The following is a 15,931-nucleotide window of genomic DNA, read 5'->3' on the forward strand; positions in this document are numbered from 1 at the left end:
TTGACCGGGGGACCGGTCCGCCCCGCCGCCGAGCCATGAGGGACGTCCGCCATGGAGCGTGGCCCGCGGCACGGCCTGCGGCATCCGCTGTCGGTGCGCGGGGACGGCGATGCCGTGGTCGCGGCCGCGCCGCCGTTGTCGCCGCGCGAGGTGTTCGGGCGGTTCTGGACCTACACCCGCGGGCGCCGGAGCTGGCTCGTCCCTCTGGTGCTGTTCAGCCTGGCCGGTCCCCTCATCGACGCGGCCGAACTGTGGCTGTTCAAGACCGTGGTGGACGAGGTGCTCGTCCCGCGGGACCTGCGGCCCTTCTTCTGGATCGCGCCGGCCTACCTGGGCCTGGTCGTCGGCTCCGGCCTGCTGGGGTTCGCCGACGACGTGACCTCCGCCTGGGTGAGCGAACGCTTCCTGCTGGATCTGCGCTCCGACGTGTTCCGGCACGTCCAGGGTCTCTCCCTCGGCTTCTTCGAGCGGCGCCGGCTCGGGGACGTGCTGTCGCGTGTCACGGGCGACGTGGACGCCGTCGAGACGTTCCTGCTGTCGGGCGTGGCGGACGGGCTCTACCACGTGGTCCGGCTGGGCGTCTTCCTGGGCCTGCTCTTCTACCTCCGCTGGGACCTCACCCTCCTCGCGCTCCTCGTCGTGCCGCTGTTCTGGTCCGCCGCCCGGCACTTCTCCCGGCTGATCAAGGAGGCCTCGCGCGAGCGCAGGCGCCGTAGCGGCGCCCTCAGCGCGGTCGCCGAGGAGTCGCTCGGCAACGTCACCCTGGTCCAGGCGTACAACCGGCAGGACTGGGAGGAGCGCCGCTTCGAGCGTGAGAACCTCGGCAAGTTCCACGCCGCGATGGCGTCCACCCGCATCCGTGCCGTCTACGGATCGCTCGTCGAGGTGGTCGAGGTCTCCGGCGCCCTCGCCGTCATGGGCCTCGGCACCTGGAAGCTGGCGGAGGGCCAACTCACCCTCGGCGGGCTGCTGGTGTTCCTGGCGCTGATCGGCAAGCTCTACAGCCCGATCCGGGACCTGACCCGCCTCGGCACCAGCTTCTACGCGGCCTCCGCCTCCGCGGAACGGATCGCCGAACTGCTGGACCAGCGCCCCCAGGTCGCCGAGACCGCCGGCGCCCGGCGGATCGGCCGGGCCCGAGGCGAGGTCGCCTTCGACGGCGTGTCCTTCCGCTACCCCGGCCGGCCCCACCCGGCGCTGTCGGAGGTGTCGTTCCACGTCGCCCCCGGCGAGACTCTGGCCCTGGTCGGCGCCAGCGGCGCGGGCAAGTCCACGGCCGCGAAACTGCTGCTGCGCTTCTACGACCCCGACCTGGGCGCGGTCCGCCTGGACGGGGCCGATCTACGCGGCCTGGCACTGTCCGACGTACGGGAGAACGTGGCGGTCGTCCTGCAGGAGACCCTCGTCCTGCACGGCACCGTGCGGGAGAACATCGCCTACGGCCGGCCCGGAGCGACCCAGGCGCAGATCGCCGCGGCGGCACGCGCGGCGGACGCGGACGCGTTCGTCGAGCGGCTGCCGGAGGGCTACGACACCCTGGTCGGCCAGCGCGGCCGGACACTGTCCGGAGGCCAGCGCCAGCGGCTGGCGATCGCCCGCGCGATGATCCGGGACGCCCCCGTCCTGCTGCTGGACGAACCGACCACCGGCCTCGACGCCGAGTCCGGCCTGCGGATCATGGAGCCGCTGCGCCGCCTCATGGCCGGGCGGACCACCATCGTCATCTCGCACAACCTGCTCACCGTCCGCGACGCCGACCGGATCGTGGTGCTCGACCACGGCCGCGTCGTCGAGTGCGGGACGCACGACGAACTGCTGCTGCGCGCGGGCGCGTACGCCCGGCTCCACCGGCTCAACAGCGTGCACGGTCCCGCACGGGCGGGCGTCACGCCGCCGGGGAAGGTGCTGTCATGACCGGCCCGCGGACCGAACCGCCACCCGCCCTGGCCCCGGGCGCCCGCCCCGCCCCCGGCTACGCGATCCTGGGCCACCTGGCCCGCACCGGATGGCTGGACGTGTACGACGCCTGGAGCGAGGAGCGGGCCTGCCGCTGCGTGGTCAAGGTGGTGCGGCCGGACCGCCTGGACGAGGCGCCGCTGCGCGCGCGGCTGCTGCGCGAGGGCCGCTGGCTGCGGGGGTTCACCCATCCCCATCTGGTGCGCGCCTACGAGACCTTCGACGCGCCCGAGCCGCTGGTGGTGCTGGAGACGCTGACCGGGGAGACGCTGTCCCACCTGATCCACCGGCTGCGGCGCCGGCCGGCCGCCGCCGACGTGGCCCTCCTCGGTGTCCAGTTGTGCTCCGCCGCGCACTACCTGCACGGGAAGCGACTGCTGCACCTGGACCTCAAGCCGTCCAACGTCGTGGTCGACCGCGGCCACGCGAAGGTGCTCGACCTGAGCGTGGCCCGGGCGCCCGGGCCCGCCCCGCCCGGCGTGGGCACGTACCGCTACCTGTCGCCGGAACAGGCGCGCGGCGGAACGCTGTCGGCCGCCGCGGACGTGTGGGGCATCGGCATCACGCTCTACGAGGTCGCCGGGGGCGAGCTGCCGTTCGACTACGGCGAGACCGCCGACGGCACTTACGGCACTTACGGCACCTACGGAACGGGCACCCCCGGGGAGGACGGCGACCACGGCGCGGCGGACCCGGACGAGCGGTGTCCGCGACCGGAGGCGGACGAGTGGTACCCGCAGTTGGAGGCGAGCGCCCCGCCGATCACGACACGCCGCCGTCTGCCCTCCGCCCTCGCCGCGGCCGTCGACGCGTGCCTGCGCGAGGAGCCGTCCGCCCGCCCCACGATTCCCGGCCTGGCCGAGGCCCTGGCCGCGACGCTCGGGACGGCGCTCCCGGCGCGGACACCCGGCGCTTCCCCCGACCGGGATCCCGTCGGCGCTCCCGGAATGTGACCGGCCGTACGTGCGCGCCCGTACGCCCCCGACACCCTCGCCGGGCAGCCGCCGCGCCCCCTCTGCCCCGCCGGGCAGGCGCTACGCCCGGCTCGACACGTTCGGCGTTCCGTCGGACGAGGGGAAACGGGCGGTCGCGAGGACGGTGCCGTCGGACGACGCCAGCCGGACCTTGGACAGCGCCGAGGAGGCGACGGGGGAGGGGCCGCCCCAGTAGCCGTACCCCTGGCGCAGGGCGAAGCTGCCGGCGCGGACCGTGCCCCCGTCGCCGCGCTCCAGGAGGCAGTCGACCCGGCCGGTGTACGGCGTGCCCGCGTCGGCGAGGTCGACGTACATGTAGATCCAGCTCGGCGAGCCGGGGTGCAGGTAGACCTCTCCGGTCGGCCGGCCGACGGCGTGCGCGGAGACCAGCTGGGCCTGTACCAGGCCGGTCTGCTGCTCCGCGGGCCCGGCCGGTCCCGCCACCATGCCCTCGATCGCCGTGCCGACCGCCCAGCCGCCGAACCCGAAGGCCAGCGCGAAGGCGGCCGCGGCGGCGGCCCACCGCACCCGTGTCCGACCGCCCGGGCTCCTGCGCCGGAGGCCGAAGCCGTGGCCCGTCCGGCGTCCCTCGTGCGTCGACGATTCACTCGTCAGCGCCTGCGCCACCCGGGCCTCGAAGCCGACCGGCGGCTCACTGCCCGGCAGCAGCCCGATCAGCCGGTCGCCCACGAAGGTGAGCTGCTCGACGTACTCGCGACACTCCGCGCACCGGTCCAGATGGGCGACCGCCCCGGACCGCTCAAGGCCGGGCAGCACTCCGAGAGCCAACTCGGCGCCGATCTCCCGCAGCTGCTCGCAGGTCACGTCACTGGTCATGGTCGCCTCGCTTCGGAGACGCGAGCGTGGTCCGCAGCTTCCCCATCGCCGTCCTGATGCGCGTTTTCGCGGTGCCCAGCGGGATCGCCTCCCACGCGGCGATCTCCCGTGCCGTCATGCCGTAGATGCCCGCCATCACCAGTGCACGGCCCTGCTCGCGCGGCAGCTGGGCCACCGCGGCCCGCACCCGGGTCGACGCCTCGTCGGCCAGCGCGTGCTGCTCCGGCGTCTCACTGATCACGCCGAGGATCGCGTCGAGGTCCTCCGGCGCCACCGGCTCCGGCCGCCGCGCGCGGACCGCGTCGATGGCGAGATTGCGGGCGATGGTCGTCAGCCAGGTCGTCACCGAGCCGCGGCGCGGATCGTAGATCTGCGCGTGCCGCCAGGCCCGCTCGAAGGTCTGCTGTGCGATGTCCTCGGCGAGCTGCGGATCGCCGGTCACGGCGATGGCGACCCCGAAGACCGTGTGCTGGAATCGCCGTACGAAGGTGACGGCGAGCTCCGGGTCACCGGTGGCCAGCCCGGACAGCAGAGCCTCGTCCGGGAGACGGCCCACGGGGAACCGGAACCTCTGCATATCCATAGGTACGGTTCGTCCCTGCCGGGGGATTGACCAGGGATTCGACCCCTTTCCCCTCCATCATGCCGCCGTTCCCGGACGCCGCGCTCACCGGGCGGCCCGGGGCGGCGCAGGACGAGCGTGCCCGCGCGGGCGGTAGCCGCAGTCGGCCTAGCCCCGGCCGCTGGTGGACATGGGGGACGGGGGCGCGTCGGTCTGCCGGAGCTCGGCCAGAAGCTCGTTCCGCCCGGCCAGCAGCTCGGTGAGGATGCGGCGGGCGGCACGCAGCAGTTCCGCGACGTCGCCGCCGGCGAGCGCGTAGCGGACGGTGGACCCCTCCCGGATGGACACCACGATGCCGGAGCGCCGCAGCACGGCCAGCTGCTGCGACAGGCTGGACGGCTCGATCTCGATGTCGGCGAGCAGGTCCCGCACCGGCACGGGCCCGTGCTGCAGCAGCTCCAGGACCCTGATGCGCACCGGGTGTCCGAGCATGCGGAAGAACTCCGCCTTGGCCTGATAGAGGGGGACCTGCATGAGTGCTCGCTCCCAGCCGCGTCGGGGATGGTCTCAAGAAGCGGCGGCGCCCCGAGGGCGCCGCCGCCGGATGTGCCCTGTGACAGCCGATCCTGGTCGTCCGGGGCCGCGTGCATCCACGTATTGGGATCTTGCTGATGTGCTGACTTGAAGAAGTTTTCACATCATGGGCGCACGTCGGCCCGGGACGTCGGACGGTCTAGACCTCGAGCTGTTCCTCCACGCGCTTGAGCTGGTGACGGGCCATCGCCAGGTTGGAGCGGTCCTTGTCGAGCACGAGGTAGAGGAACAGCCCGTTGCCGTTCCGGCCGGTGACCAGCCGGATGAGGTGGTACTGGCTGCCCAGCGTGATCAGCACGTCCTCGATCTGGCTCTTGAGCCCCAACTGCTCCATGGTGCGCACCTTGGCGCGGATGACGTCCGTGTTCCCGGCCGCCGCGATCGTCAGATCGAGATCCTTGCCCCCGCCCAGCGTTCCCAGGGCCATTCCACTGGTGTAGTCGACCACGGCCGCCCCCAGCGAACCCTCGACCCCGGCCATCATCTCCTTCAGCGACACTTCCACACTCGCCATGGCGCCTCCCCTTGATCGTCTGCTGCGGCGGGCCGGCGATCGCCGCCCCACCCGGTGATCGCACCGTAGGCATATGACGGCGGCGCCAGGGGAGGGTCTCCAGGAGTGACGCCCGATGATCGGAACGTGTCGGTATTCGAGAGGCTGCCGACCGGAACTGGCGTGCCCTGGCGCAGGTGTTGTCACGCAGGTGTGCCGGGCCCCGCCGCCTTCCGCCGTGCTGTGTCACCGCCGTGTCACAGGTGATCCCCGGAGGAACCCGGCGTCCGCCGGCCACCTCTCCCTCGGGGAAGGCCGGCGACGGGCCGGCCGGGCAGTCCGATTTCGGGGGGCGTCATGCAGTACGGAAACCGCATCCGCAAGGCCACGCTGGCGATGGCCGCAGTCACGGCCGCACTGTCGGTGGCCGCGTGTCAGCCGGGCGGCGACGGGCCGGCGAGCGGGGCGTCACCGCAGGCGCCGGGCACGGCGGCCTCCTCCGCGGGTACGCCGGGTGCCGCGACCACGGCACCCGCCGGCGGGACGCCGGGGGCCGGGGCGCCGTCCTCGGGCGGGACGTCCTCCGGCACGGGCGGCGCGGGCGGCGCGGGCGGCGCGACGGCGCCGGGTACGGGCGCCTCTCCGGTGTCGGGGTCGTCGGGCGCGCCGGTGCGGACTTGCGCGGCGACGGCGTTGAAGGTGACCGCCCGCCAGGCCGCACACCGTCCGCCGGGGACGGGCACCGGAGCGGCCGTCGTCGGGTTCACCAACGTCTCCGCACGGCCGTGCCTCCTCCAGGGGCATCCCACGGTGGCCGGCGCGGCCAACGGTTCCCCGCAGCACAACGTTCCGCTGTCGGTCACCCGCGTCGGCTCCGCGGCTCCGGTCCGGGTCGCGCCGGGCGGCAGGGCCTGGGTGAAGCTGACCTTCGTCCAGGTCCAGGGCGAGGCGGACGGCTACTGCGTGTCCGGCGCCGATCCGGTCGTCTACCCGACGCTGGTGATCGGTCTGCCGGGCTCCGGCTCGCATCAGGTGGCCCTGGACGACGGTCAGTTCGCGGAGTGCGACAACAAGGTGACGGTCACGGCGGCGTCGGCGGTGAAGCCGGCCTGATCCGCGTCCGGGTCATGGCCGCCGGCAGTGGAGGAACAGGTGCGGCTCGGGTGCGCCCTCGGGGTGGTCGGGGGTGAACATCAGCGTCTCCTGCGAGACCACCGCCAGTCCCGCTCCGGCGGCCATGCCGGTGAAGTCCGGTGCGTCGAAGCTCGTCACCCGGACGGCCTGGCCCATGAAGACACCCTCCACGTCCTCCACACCGAGGGGCACGGTGGCGAGGACCACGCTGCCGCCCGGCGCCACGGCCCGCGCCACCCGGCGCACCACCGAGGTCTGGTCGGCGCGAGACATCTGCAGCAGGGAGAAGTACACGCAGGCCGCGTCGAAACCGGCCTCGGCGAGCGGCTCCTCGCGCACGTCGGCGCACCGGAACTCGGCATCGGGCACCTGACGGGAGGCCAGGTCGACCATGACGGGGGAGACGTCGAGGCCGAGCACGTGATGCCCCGCCGCGGCGAGCGTGGCGGCGGTGGGGCGGCCGGTGCCGCTGCCGACGTCCAGCACCCGGCTGCCGGGCGCGAGTTGCTCCAGCAGCCACGCCAGCGACGCCCGGTGCGCCTCGGAGTGGGCGAACGCCTTCTCGTAGTCGGCTCCGAGGGCGTCGAACACCGCCGCCGCCCGGGCCCGTTCTCCCTGGTCGCTCAAGAAGCCTCCCCCTCCGTGACCGCCGTCGGTGCGGGCATCGTCGCATCCACGACCGACCCGGACAACGGGTGACACGGGCGCGGTCCCCGACGCCCGCCCTTGGAACCCGCGGCCGTGAGCCCGCCCGGCGAGGCGCGGACCGCTCGGCCATCGGTTCGGAGTCCGCCCGGCGAGGCGCGGACCGCTCGGCCATCGGTTCGGAGTCCGCCCGGCGAGGGACGGGCCGCTCGGCCGCCGGTCCGGCCACCGCTCACGACCGTCCCGCGGGGTCATGGCCGCCCACCACTCCCTCGCCCGCCGCGCCCCGCGCTCCCGTGAGCGAGGCCTCGGTGGGCGAGGGGGCGGGGGCGGAGATGGAGGGGGAGATCCGCCGAGCCGTCAGCCGGCGGGCCAGGGGCTCGGTGAAGCGGGCGGTGAGCGGGCCGAGAACGACCAGGATCAGCACGTAGGCGGTGGCGAGGGGGCCCAGTGCGGGCTGAATCCCGGCGGTGACGGCGAGCCCGGCGATGACGATGGAGAACTCGCCGCGGGCCACCAGGGTGCCCCCGGCCCGCCAGCGGCCCCGGGACGATATCCCCGCGCGCCGCGCCGCCCAGTAGCCGGTGGCGATCTTCGTCAGGGCGGTGACGGCGGCCAGGGCGAGGGCGGGCAGAAGGACGGGCGGGATGTCCGAGGGATCGGTGTGCAGGCCGAAGAAGACGAAGAACACCGCGGCGAACAGGTCCCGCAGCGGCGCGAGCAGGTTGTGGGCGCCCTCCGCGACCTCACCGGACAGGGCGATGCCGACCAGGAACGCGCCGACCGCCGCGGAGACCTGCAACTCCTGGGCCAGACCGGCGACGAGCAGGGTCAGGCCGAGCACCACGAGCAGCAGCTTCTCGGGGTCGTCGCTGGAGACGAAGCGGGAGATGTGACGGCCGTAGCGCACCGCCACCAGCAGGACCAGTCCGGCGGCGCCGAGGGCGACGGCGAGCGTGACACCGCCCGCCGCGAGACCGGTCCCGGCGAGCAGGGCCGTGACGATCGGTAGGTAGACCGCCATGGACAGGTCCTCCAGGACCAGGATGCTCAGCACGACCGGAGTCTCGCGGTTGCCCAGCCGCCCGAGGTCGCCGAGCACCTTGGCGATCACCCCGGAGGAGGAGATCCAGGTGACCCCGGCGAGCACGACCGCCGCGACCGGGCCCCAGCCGAGCAGCAACGCGGCCAGGGCTCCGGGCAGCGCGTTGAGGGCCGCGTCCACGAGTCCGGCCGGATACTGGGTCCTGAGGTTGGAGACCAGGTCGCCGGCCGTGTACTCCAGGCCCAGCATGAGCAGCAGCAGGATCACGCCGATCTCGGCGCCGATCGCCACGAACTCCTCGCTGGCGCCCAGCGGCAGCAGCCCGCCCTCTCCGAAGGCGAGCCCGGCCAGCAGGTACAGCGGAATCGGCGAGAACCGCAGGCGCCCGGCGAACCGGCCCAGCAGTCCCAGGGCGAGGATGATCGCGCCGAACTCGATCAGGAAGACCGCGGAGGAGTGCACGCCCGGTCACTCCCGTCCGAGGATCGCGGCGGCCGCGTCGGCGCCCTCGCGCGTGCCGATCACGATCAGGACGTCCCCGCCCGCCAGGCGGAAGTCCGGACCGGGGGAGGGGATCGCCCCGGCCCGGCGGAGCACGGCCACGATCGACACCCCCGTCTCCGTCCGCATCCGGGTGTCGCCCAGCAGCCGGCCGTTCCAGTGCGACGTGACCGGCAGTTCGATCCGCTCGGCCACCAGCCCGAGCTCGGTCGTCGACAGCAGGCTCGGACTGCGGTGCTCCGGCATCAGCGCGTCGACGAGGGTCTCCGCCTCGCCCGGGGACAGCCGCACCGACAGCGCGCAGGCGTCCGGATCGTCCTGCCGGTAGGCGCTCAGGGTCCGGGAGCCGTCCCGGTGGGCCACGACCGACAGCCGGCTCCGCTCCCGCGTGGTGAGGTCGTAACGGACCCCGATGCCCGGCAACGGCGTACTGCTCATGCGTGCGACCCCCACGGCTGTCTCCCCACCTGACTCGTGCTTGACTTTTTCTTGACCGATCGTTGGCGACACCCTAACCGGCGTCTCTGGAATTCCCGTGCAGGGCCCGGGCGGCGCAAACGTGACGAAGATCGCTCCGGCCGGCCGGACTGTTTGCGATCGCCACGAGTGAGCAACCGATCCCGTGCACGCCCGTGAACCGGCAAGATGGGAGTCCTCCGTGGCGGACAGCGCATCCGATCCGCTAGAGATCGACGCCGACCCCGAGGCGCTCCGGCGCCACCGCACCCTGTTCAGGGCCGTCAAGCGGCGCAGGAATCCGCCGCTGCGGCGGACCGACATCACCGTCACCGACGCGAAGGCCGTCAAGCGTGCGGTGAAGGCCGCCTCGCTCGGCAACGCGATGGAGTGGTTCGACTTCGGGATCTACAGCTATCTCGCGGTCACCATCGGGCACGTGTTCTTCCCGTCCGGGAACGGCACCGTCCAGCTGCTGTCCTCGTTCGCGACCTTCGCGGTGTCCTTCCTGGTACGGCCGATCGGCGGCATGGTCTTCGGGCCGATGGGGGACAGGATCGGCCGCAAGCGCGTGCTCGCCCTGACCATGATCATGATGGCGGTCGGCACCTTCGCCATCGGCCTGATCCCGTCGTACGCCGTCATCGGTTTCTGGGCCCCGGTCCTGCTGATCCTGTTCCGTCTGGTCCAGGGCTTCTCCACGGGCGGTGAGTACGGCGGCGCGTCCACCTTCATCGCCGAGTACGCGCCCGACCGGCGGCGCGGGTTCTTCGGCAGCTTCCTGGAACTGGGCACGCTCGCCGGCTACGTCGGCGCGGCGGGCCTGGTGACCGTGCTGACCGCGCTCCTGGGCGACGGCGGCATGGAGTCCTGGGGCTGGCGGGTGCCGTTCCTGGTGGCCGGCCCCATCGGGCTGATCGGCCTGTACCTGCGGCTGAAGCTCGACGAGACGCCCGCGTTCCAGCGACTGGAGGACGGCTCCGTCCACCGGGCGTCCGAGGCGGCGTCCACCGTGGAGACGTCGGCCAAGGGAGACCTGGCCAAGATCTTCCGCGAGTACTGGCCGACCCTCGTCCTGTGTGTCTGCCTGGTCGCCGCCTACAACATCACCGACTACATGCTCCTGTCGTACATGCCGACCTACCTGTCGGACGAGATGGGGTACTCCGAGACCCACGGCCTGCTGATCCTGATCGGCACCATGGTGGTGCTGATGCTGCTGATCAACGTGGTGGGCAACCTGTCCGACCGGGTGGGCCGCAAGCCCCTGCTGATGGTCGGGATGCTCGGCTTCCTGTTCCTGTCGATCCCCGCGTTCCTGCTGGTCAAGCAGGGCAGCCTGATCGCTGTCTCCGCGGGGATGCTGATGCTCGGACTGTCGCTGGTGTGCATGCTGGGCACGATGTCGGCGGCGCTGCCCGCGCTGTTCCCGACCCAGGTCCGCTACGGCTCCCTGTCCATCGGCTACAACCTCTCCACCTCCCTCTTCGGCGGCACCACCCCCCTGGTGATCACCGCGCTGATCTCCGCCACCGGGAGCGAACTCATGCCCGCGTACTACGCCATGGCCGCGGCGCTCGTCGGCGTCGTCGCGGTCGCCTGCATGAAGGAGACGGCGCGCCGGCCGCTGGCGGGCTCCCCGCCGGCGGTGTCGACGCCGGAGGAGGCCGCCCGGCTGGTGGAGAGCCAGACCCAGGCGCCCAGGTTCTGAGCCGCGCGGTTCCGTCCTCCACGGTGTGCTCCTCACGTGGGGCGCGACCCTGCGTGAGGGGTGGCCGGTAGTAGTGCGCTGATCACTCGAATGGGGCAACATGGCCCTGCGCGGGCCGCCGGGCGGCGAGACTGGTGCCGTGTTGAGCAACCTGCCCGAGAACGACGCCGACTTCGTGGGGCGCCGTACCGAACTGGCCGACCTCGCCGATGCGCTGAAGCGGTATCGCCTGGTCACCGTCACGGGCATGGGCGGGGTCGGCAAGAGCCGCCTCGCCCTGCGCGCCGCGCACACGGTCCGCGACGGCGGCGCCCGCGGGGTGGCCTGGGCCGACCTGTGGCCGCTGCGGGACGACCGGTTGCTGATCGCGACGGTGGCCGACGCGGCCGACTTCTCGGACCACACCGCCACCATGCCGCTGGACGCCCTGTGCGAGTGGCTCGGGGACAAGGACGCCGTGCTGGTGCTCGACTCCTGCGAGCACCTGCTGGGGGCCTGCCGCCATCTGGTCGCCCATCTCGTCATGACCTGCCCCGACCTGACCGTCCTGGCGACCAGCCGCGAGCCGCTGGGCGTGCCCGGGGAGCACGTGTGCGCCCTGGGGCCGCTGCCGGCCGAGACCGACGCCGTCGAGCTGCTGCGCCGGCGCGCTGCCGCCGCGGGTGCCCCCCTCACCGACCCGGCCGACCTCGTGGCCGCCGCGCGGCTGTGCCGGTGGCTGGAGGGCATCCCGCTGGCCCTGGAACTGGTCGCGGGACAGCTCGCGCGGCGCACCGTCACGGAGGTCGAGCGGGATCTGCGCTCACGGCTGGACGTGCAGGCCCGCGAGGTCCCGGCGGGCCCCCAGCGCCACCGGGCGATGCGGACCGCCATCGGCTGGAGCCATGAACTGTGCGCACCGGCGGAGCGGCTGCTGTGGGCACGGATGTCCGTCTTCCGCGGCGTGGTGGACCCGGGCACCGTGCGCGCCGTGTGCGGCGGGGAGCCACTGCCGACCGCCGACGTCGAGGCGACGATGTCGGCCCTCGCGGCGAAGTCCGTCCTGTCCCGGATCCGCGACGGCTACCGGATGCTCGACACGGTGCGCGAGTACGGCGGCATGTGGCTCGACGGAATCGGCGAGACCCCGCTGCTCGCGGACCGGCACGCCGAGCACTTCCTGAGCCTGACCCGCAGCGCACACCAGGCCTGGCTAAGCCCCCACCAGGCGGTCTGGTACGGGAAGGTGGAGCGCGCCCACGCCGACCTGTGCGCCGCCCTGGACCACCTGCTCGTCACCCGGCCGGCGGCGGCACTGGAGATGGCGGGACTGCTCGCGTTCTTCTGGAGCTGCTGCGGGCACCTTCGCGAGGCCGTGGTCTACGGGGAGGCGGCGCTGGCGGCGGCGAGTGAGCCCGGCCCGGAGCGCGCCCGGGCCCTGTGGGGCCTCGGCGTGGCCCGCGTGCTGCGCGGCGAGCACACGGCCGCGACCGCGCTGGCCGAGGTGTGCAGTGAGGAGGCGGAGGCCCGGCGGGACGTGGAAGGCCTGCTCCACGCGGCCTATCTGGAGGGCCTGATCCATCTTCTCCAGGGCCGGCCGATGACCGCCCGGTGGGTGGTCGACGGTGCCCTGGACCTGGCCGCCGGACCGGCCTTCTCCTCGCCGGGCCGGGTCCTGTGCCGTCTGGTGCGGGTCTTCGCCCTCACGTCGGAAGGACTGCTGGGACGTGCCCGCGACGAGGCCGGGGAGCTGCACGGCGTCTGCGTGGCCCTCGGGGAGTGGTGGACCCGCGCCTACTGCGACTACCAGCTCGCCCTCGTCGCCCTGTTCGAGGACCGGGTGAAGGACGCCGCCGCGCACGCCACGTCCATGCTGGAGGGCAAGCGGCGCATCGGGGACAACTTCGGTCTCGCCCTCGGACTCGATCTGCTGGCATCGGCACTCGCCGCACAGGGCGCGGGGGAGTCGGCGGTCGCGGCGTACGGCGCGGGCGAGACGTTCTGGAGCGCGGTCGGCCACCCGCAGCGCGGGACCCCGGAACTGGAGCCCGTGCGCGCACGCTACGAGGCCACCGCGCGGACCCTGCTCGGTGACGAGACGTACGAGGAGGTCATGCTCCGCACCGCCGGCCGGGACCCAGAATCCGTCCTGGTGGACCTCCTGGGCCGCTCGGCCGACGGCGGCTGACGCGTCGGCGGGCCGTCAGCGGGCGGCCGCCGCCACCGCGGCCGGGTCCTCGCCCGTCAGTTCCACGATGCGGTTGACCGGCACACCGGCCGCGAGCGCCCGGCCCAGCAGGGCGTCCCTGCCGTCCGTGCAGTCGCGGTAGGCGAGGAGCGCCTCCTCCACCCGGGCGATCCTCTCCGGTGCGCTCTGCTGACGCACCCGGCTCAGCTCCTCCTCGCTGAGCGGGACCGGCAGGCGTTCCGCCTGCTCCGGAATGGCCGCCGTCTCGTCCGGCGGCAGCACCCGCAGCTTCGCCGACGTCGCCGAGACGCCCTGCGCGTCGAGCCACGCCCGCACCGCGGGGGTGTCCATGCACGCGAGCTGCCCGACGGCGGCCGGCGGCACGCCGAGCGAGGCGGCCGGATCGTCGAGATCGTTCAGCAGGAACAGGTAGGCGTCGTCGGTCATGCGCGGTTCTCCCGGGAACTGGGGGGCTGGTCCCGGTTCCCGTACCCCGCGAGGGCCGAATCATCGTCCGCCGACCGGGGGGTCTCGACGTGTCGACGCCGGAATGTCAGGAAGGGCCGCGCGCACCAGTGGGCGCGGTGCCGCGTGCTGGTGCGCGTCGGCCCGGTCCGCTCGCCGGTTCGTTCACCAGTAGTGCCGGCGTCCTGCGACCGCGTGGCCCATGGCGCCCAGGACCCACAGGACGGCGCCGACCACGGCGAGGATGATGCCGATGGTCCACAGGACGGAGATGCCGGTGACGAAGCCGATGACAAGCAGAATGACGCCGAGGATGATCATGGCCGCCTCCTGTTGCAGGTGGTGCGTCTCTCACCGTGTACCCCGAGTCGTGGGGAGTCGTCCCCCGGTTTTGGTACAAAGACGAAACGGTTGATGACCGCGACCGCTGTGCGTGCCGGTCGGCCCATCGGGTACTGCGTGAGGAAGAACGGAACATCATACGTTTTGTCTGCCACTTACTGAAAGTGACCTACTCGTGACGCATCTCGGCGGTTTCGGCGATGACCCGGTCAACGGGCCGGACGGCGATGCCAAGGCCGTCGCGCTGGAGCTCGCCGACGCCGTGGACAGCCTGACGGACCTGTGGCTGCTGGCCGTGCAGGAGGCGCCGCTGCGGCTGTCCCTCCAGCAGCTGCGGGCGCTGCGGGTGGTGGCGGCCGAGCCGGGGCTGAATCTGACCGCGCTGGCCGAGCGGCTGGACATGGGGCCCCCGACGGCGAGCCGGCTGTGCGACCGGCTGGAGGCGGCGGGGCTGCTGGAGCGGGTGCTGCACCCGCTCAAGCGCCGTGAGGTGCAGCTGAACCTGGCCGCGCAGGGCCGTCAGGTGCTCGACGAGGTGGCGGGGCGGCGGGCGCAGGGCCTGGCGGAGGTCCTGGAGGCGATGGAGACGGCCGACCGTGCCGCGCTGCGGCGGGGGTTGAGGGCGTTCCGGGCCGTACGGAACGCGGCGCACCCGCACGGCCCCGACAGGACGTAGGGCCGGCGGTACCGCGGCCTCCCGGAGCGGTGGCCCGGTATCAGCGGTCCGCGGCGGGGCGCCCCCGCCAGTCGAGGCAGATGACGGCGGCGTCGGCCGCCAGGTCCCGGCTGCCGAAGTGCTCGACCAGCCCGGAGACCACCGCCCGTGCGGCCTCGTGCGGGGGCATGGCGGCCGCGGCGGTGATCGTCTGGCGCAGGGCCTGCTCGCCGAACGGGGCGCCCTTCTCGGAGCGCGCCCCGTGCACGCCCTTGCTGACCGCGAAGAGCCGGTCGCCCGGCTCGACCTGGAAGGTCTGCTCCTCGTACAGCGTCTCCTCGAGCATCCCGAGCGGGAGCTGGGCCTCCAGCTCGATCCGCTCGATGCTGCCGCCGCGCTGCCGGAACAACTGCGGTGAGCCCGCGTCGACGGCCTGCACGATGCCGGTGTCCAGGTCGAACCGGAGCAGCAGCGTGGAGGCGTAGGCCTTGCCGCCGTACTGGGCGAAGACGGCCTGGTCGGCGAGGCACGCCTGGTCGGCCAGGCCGATGTTCGCGCGGCGGGCGTTGCGCAGGGCGCCGACGGCCAGGGTGGTGAGCAGCGAGGCGTCTATGCCCTGCCCCATGCCGTCGGTCATGGTGACGGTGAGGTGGTCCGCGTCCGAGGACCAGTCGAAGTTGTCGCCGCCGATGGCGTAGGCGGGCTCCAGGTGCGCTCCGAGGCTGTACTCCCGGCGGGCGTAGCCCCGGCCCGGCAGCAACTGCCACTGCATCTCGGCGGCGAGGGTGAGCCGCCGGGTCCGCCGGGCCTGGAGGTAGAGGTCGGTGTCACGGCCGGCGGCGGCGATCTCGTGGGCCAGGGCGGTGGCGACGTCGGCGATCTGGAGCACGGTGGCCGGATCGGTGCCGCCGGTCGGCAGCCGGACGGACAGCACGCCCAGCCGGTCGCCGCGGACGGTGATCGGCAGGTGCACCAGATCGGTGACGGGGTCGTCGGTGACCTCGACGACCGGGACCTGGGTGGTGAACGCACGGCCGGCCGGGCCGTCCGAGGCCGGGACCGGCTCGCCGGTGTGCGGCAGATGCGTGACCGGTTGCAGCACGCTCAGCCCGTAGTCCGCCACCAGAAGCGTGACCTCCCGGGCGCCGACGCGGTCGGCCAGCAGCCGGGCCGTGGTGGCGACAAGTTCGTGGGGCGGGGCAGCCCGGAGCAGCTTCTCCGCGCAAGGGGCCGGTTCGGAGGCCTTCACGCTGTCCACACCCTCTCCGTCTCAGTGGTCCGCGCCGTCCCGGCCCCTCGGTCTTCGGGGCCGTACGGCCTGCACATGGTTGGACTTCCCGGCACCACCGGCTCACATGCCGGTCCGGTCCGGGTCCGCGCGGCGCCGCGCGGAC

The 15,931-nt window shown here is 73.3% G+C and carries 17 protein-coding genes; 6 read left to right on the plus strand and 11 right to left on the minus strand.

Annotated elements, in window-relative coordinates; genetic code table 11:
• Positions 1-51 precede the first annotated feature (51 nt).
• Together ACIQ9G_RS29280 and ACIQ9G_RS29285 are read left to right on the plus strand one after the other, a co-directional pair.
• Positions 52-1,914 (plus strand): ABC transporter ATP-binding protein, encoded by a 1,863-nt coding sequence (locus tag ACIQ9G_RS29280; protein WP_403615386.1) that lies wholly within the window; start codon positions 52-54, stop codon positions 1,912-1,914.
• Entirely contained in the window at positions 1,911-2,909 is a 999-nt protein-coding gene (locus ACIQ9G_RS29285) for a serine/threonine-protein kinase (RefSeq protein WP_403615388.1), read from the plus strand. The genes ACIQ9G_RS29280 and ACIQ9G_RS29285 overlap by 4 nt, the downstream gene beginning before the upstream one ends.
• Positions 2,910-2,990: 81 nt before the next feature.
• On the opposite strand, the gene ACIQ9G_RS29290 is transcribed toward ACIQ9G_RS29285, so the two are convergent.
• The 5 genes from ACIQ9G_RS29290 to ACIQ9G_RS29310 form a co-directional block, all read right to left on the minus strand.
• Positions 2,991-3,767 carry a hypothetical protein gene (locus ACIQ9G_RS29290; protein ID WP_403615391.1) on the minus strand — a complete coding sequence of 259 codons (777 nt, stop codon included), beginning with the start codon at positions 3,765-3,767 and terminating at the stop codon, positions 2,991-2,993.
• Positions 3,757-4,344, minus strand: coding sequence for an RNA polymerase sigma factor (locus ACIQ9G_RS29295; RefSeq protein WP_403615878.1), 588 nt, complete (start codon positions 4,342-4,344; stop codon positions 3,757-3,759). The genes ACIQ9G_RS29290 and ACIQ9G_RS29295 overlap by 11 nt, the downstream gene beginning before the upstream one ends.
• A gap of 153 nt (positions 4,345-4,497) precedes the next feature.
• On the minus strand, positions 4,498-4,863 hold the full coding sequence (locus ACIQ9G_RS29300) for an ArsR/SmtB family transcription factor (protein ID WP_392191431.1): 366 nt from the start codon (positions 4,861-4,863) through the stop codon (positions 4,498-4,500).
• A gap of 199 nt (positions 4,864-5,062) precedes the next feature.
• Positions 5,063-5,437 (minus strand): hypothetical protein, encoded by a 375-nt coding sequence (locus ACIQ9G_RS29305; RefSeq protein WP_392191432.1) that lies wholly within the window; start codon positions 5,435-5,437, stop codon positions 5,063-5,065.
• A gap of 413 nt (positions 5,438-5,850) precedes the next feature.
• The gene (locus ACIQ9G_RS29310) at positions 5,851-6,183 is read right to left on the minus strand and encodes a hypothetical protein (protein ID WP_403615920.1); all 333 of its coding nucleotides are present in this window, start codon (positions 6,181-6,183) and stop codon (positions 5,851-5,853) included.
• Between ACIQ9G_RS29310 and ACIQ9G_RS29315 the strand changes: the two genes are divergently transcribed.
• Positions 6,116-6,529, plus strand: coding sequence for a DUF4232 domain-containing protein (locus ACIQ9G_RS29315; protein WP_403615881.1), 414 nt, complete (start codon positions 6,116-6,118; stop codon positions 6,527-6,529). The genes ACIQ9G_RS29310 and ACIQ9G_RS29315 overlap by 68 nt on opposite strands.
• Before the next feature lie 12 nt (positions 6,530-6,541).
• Here ACIQ9G_RS29315 and ACIQ9G_RS29320 read toward each other — a convergent pair whose 3' ends face one another.
• From ACIQ9G_RS29320 to ACIQ9G_RS29330, 3 genes are all read right to left on the minus strand, one after another.
• Positions 6,542-7,177 (minus strand): class I SAM-dependent methyltransferase, encoded by a 636-nt coding sequence (locus tag ACIQ9G_RS29320; protein WP_403615395.1) that lies wholly within the window; start codon positions 7,175-7,177, stop codon positions 6,542-6,544.
• Between the two features lie 250 nt (positions 7,178-7,427).
• Positions 7,428-8,702 carry a cation:proton antiporter gene (locus ACIQ9G_RS29325; RefSeq protein WP_403615398.1) on the minus strand — a complete coding sequence of 425 codons (1,275 nt, stop codon included), beginning with the start codon at positions 8,700-8,702 and terminating at the stop codon, positions 7,428-7,430.
• A 6-nt stretch (positions 8,703-8,708) separates the two neighbouring features.
• Positions 8,709-9,179: a cation:proton antiporter regulatory subunit gene (locus ACIQ9G_RS29330; protein ID WP_403615400.1), complete on the minus strand. Its 471-nt coding sequence runs from the start codon at positions 9,177-9,179 to the stop codon at positions 8,709-8,711.
• 220 nt (positions 9,180-9,399) lie between these two features.
• On the opposite strand from ACIQ9G_RS29330, the gene proP reads away from it, so the two are divergent.
• Positions 9,400-10,908, plus strand: a complete 1,509-nt coding sequence (gene proP, locus ACIQ9G_RS29335; RefSeq protein WP_403615403.1) for a glycine betaine/L-proline transporter ProP — start codon at positions 9,400-9,402, stop codon at positions 10,906-10,908.
• Between the two features lie 139 nt (positions 10,909-11,047).
• Entirely contained in the window at positions 11,048-13,075 is a 2,028-nt protein-coding gene (locus ACIQ9G_RS29340; RefSeq protein ID WP_403615405.1) for an ATP-binding protein, read from the plus strand.
• Positions 13,076-13,090: 15 nt separating this feature from the next.
• Here ACIQ9G_RS29340 and ACIQ9G_RS29345 read toward each other — a convergent pair whose 3' ends face one another.
• Entirely contained in the window at positions 13,091-13,522 is a 432-nt protein-coding gene (locus tag ACIQ9G_RS29345) for a DUF6003 family protein (RefSeq protein WP_403615407.1), read from the minus strand.
• Between the two features lie 183 nt (positions 13,523-13,705).
• Positions 13,706-13,861, minus strand: a complete 156-nt coding sequence (locus ACIQ9G_RS29350) for a DUF6131 family protein (RefSeq protein ID WP_356195214.1) — start codon at positions 13,859-13,861, stop codon at positions 13,706-13,708.
• A 196-nt stretch (positions 13,862-14,057) separates the two neighbouring features.
• Here ACIQ9G_RS29350 and ACIQ9G_RS29355 point away from each other — a divergent pair, with 196 nt between their 5' ends.
• The gene (locus ACIQ9G_RS29355) at positions 14,058-14,558 is read left to right on the plus strand and encodes a MarR family winged helix-turn-helix transcriptional regulator (RefSeq protein WP_403615409.1); all 501 of its coding nucleotides are present in this window, start codon (positions 14,058-14,060) and stop codon (positions 14,556-14,558) included.
• Between the two features lie 40 nt (positions 14,559-14,598).
• On the opposite strand, the gene ACIQ9G_RS29360 is transcribed toward ACIQ9G_RS29355, so the two are convergent.
• Entirely contained in the window at positions 14,599-15,795 is a 1,197-nt protein-coding gene (locus ACIQ9G_RS29360; protein ID WP_403615412.1) for a PP2C family protein-serine/threonine phosphatase, read from the minus strand.
• Positions 15,796-15,931: the final 136 nt, after the last annotated feature.

The organism is Streptomyces sp. NPDC096152, from assembly GCF_044763235.1.
Classification (GTDB): domain Bacteria; phylum Actinomycetota; class Actinomycetes; order Streptomycetales; family Streptomycetaceae; genus Streptomyces.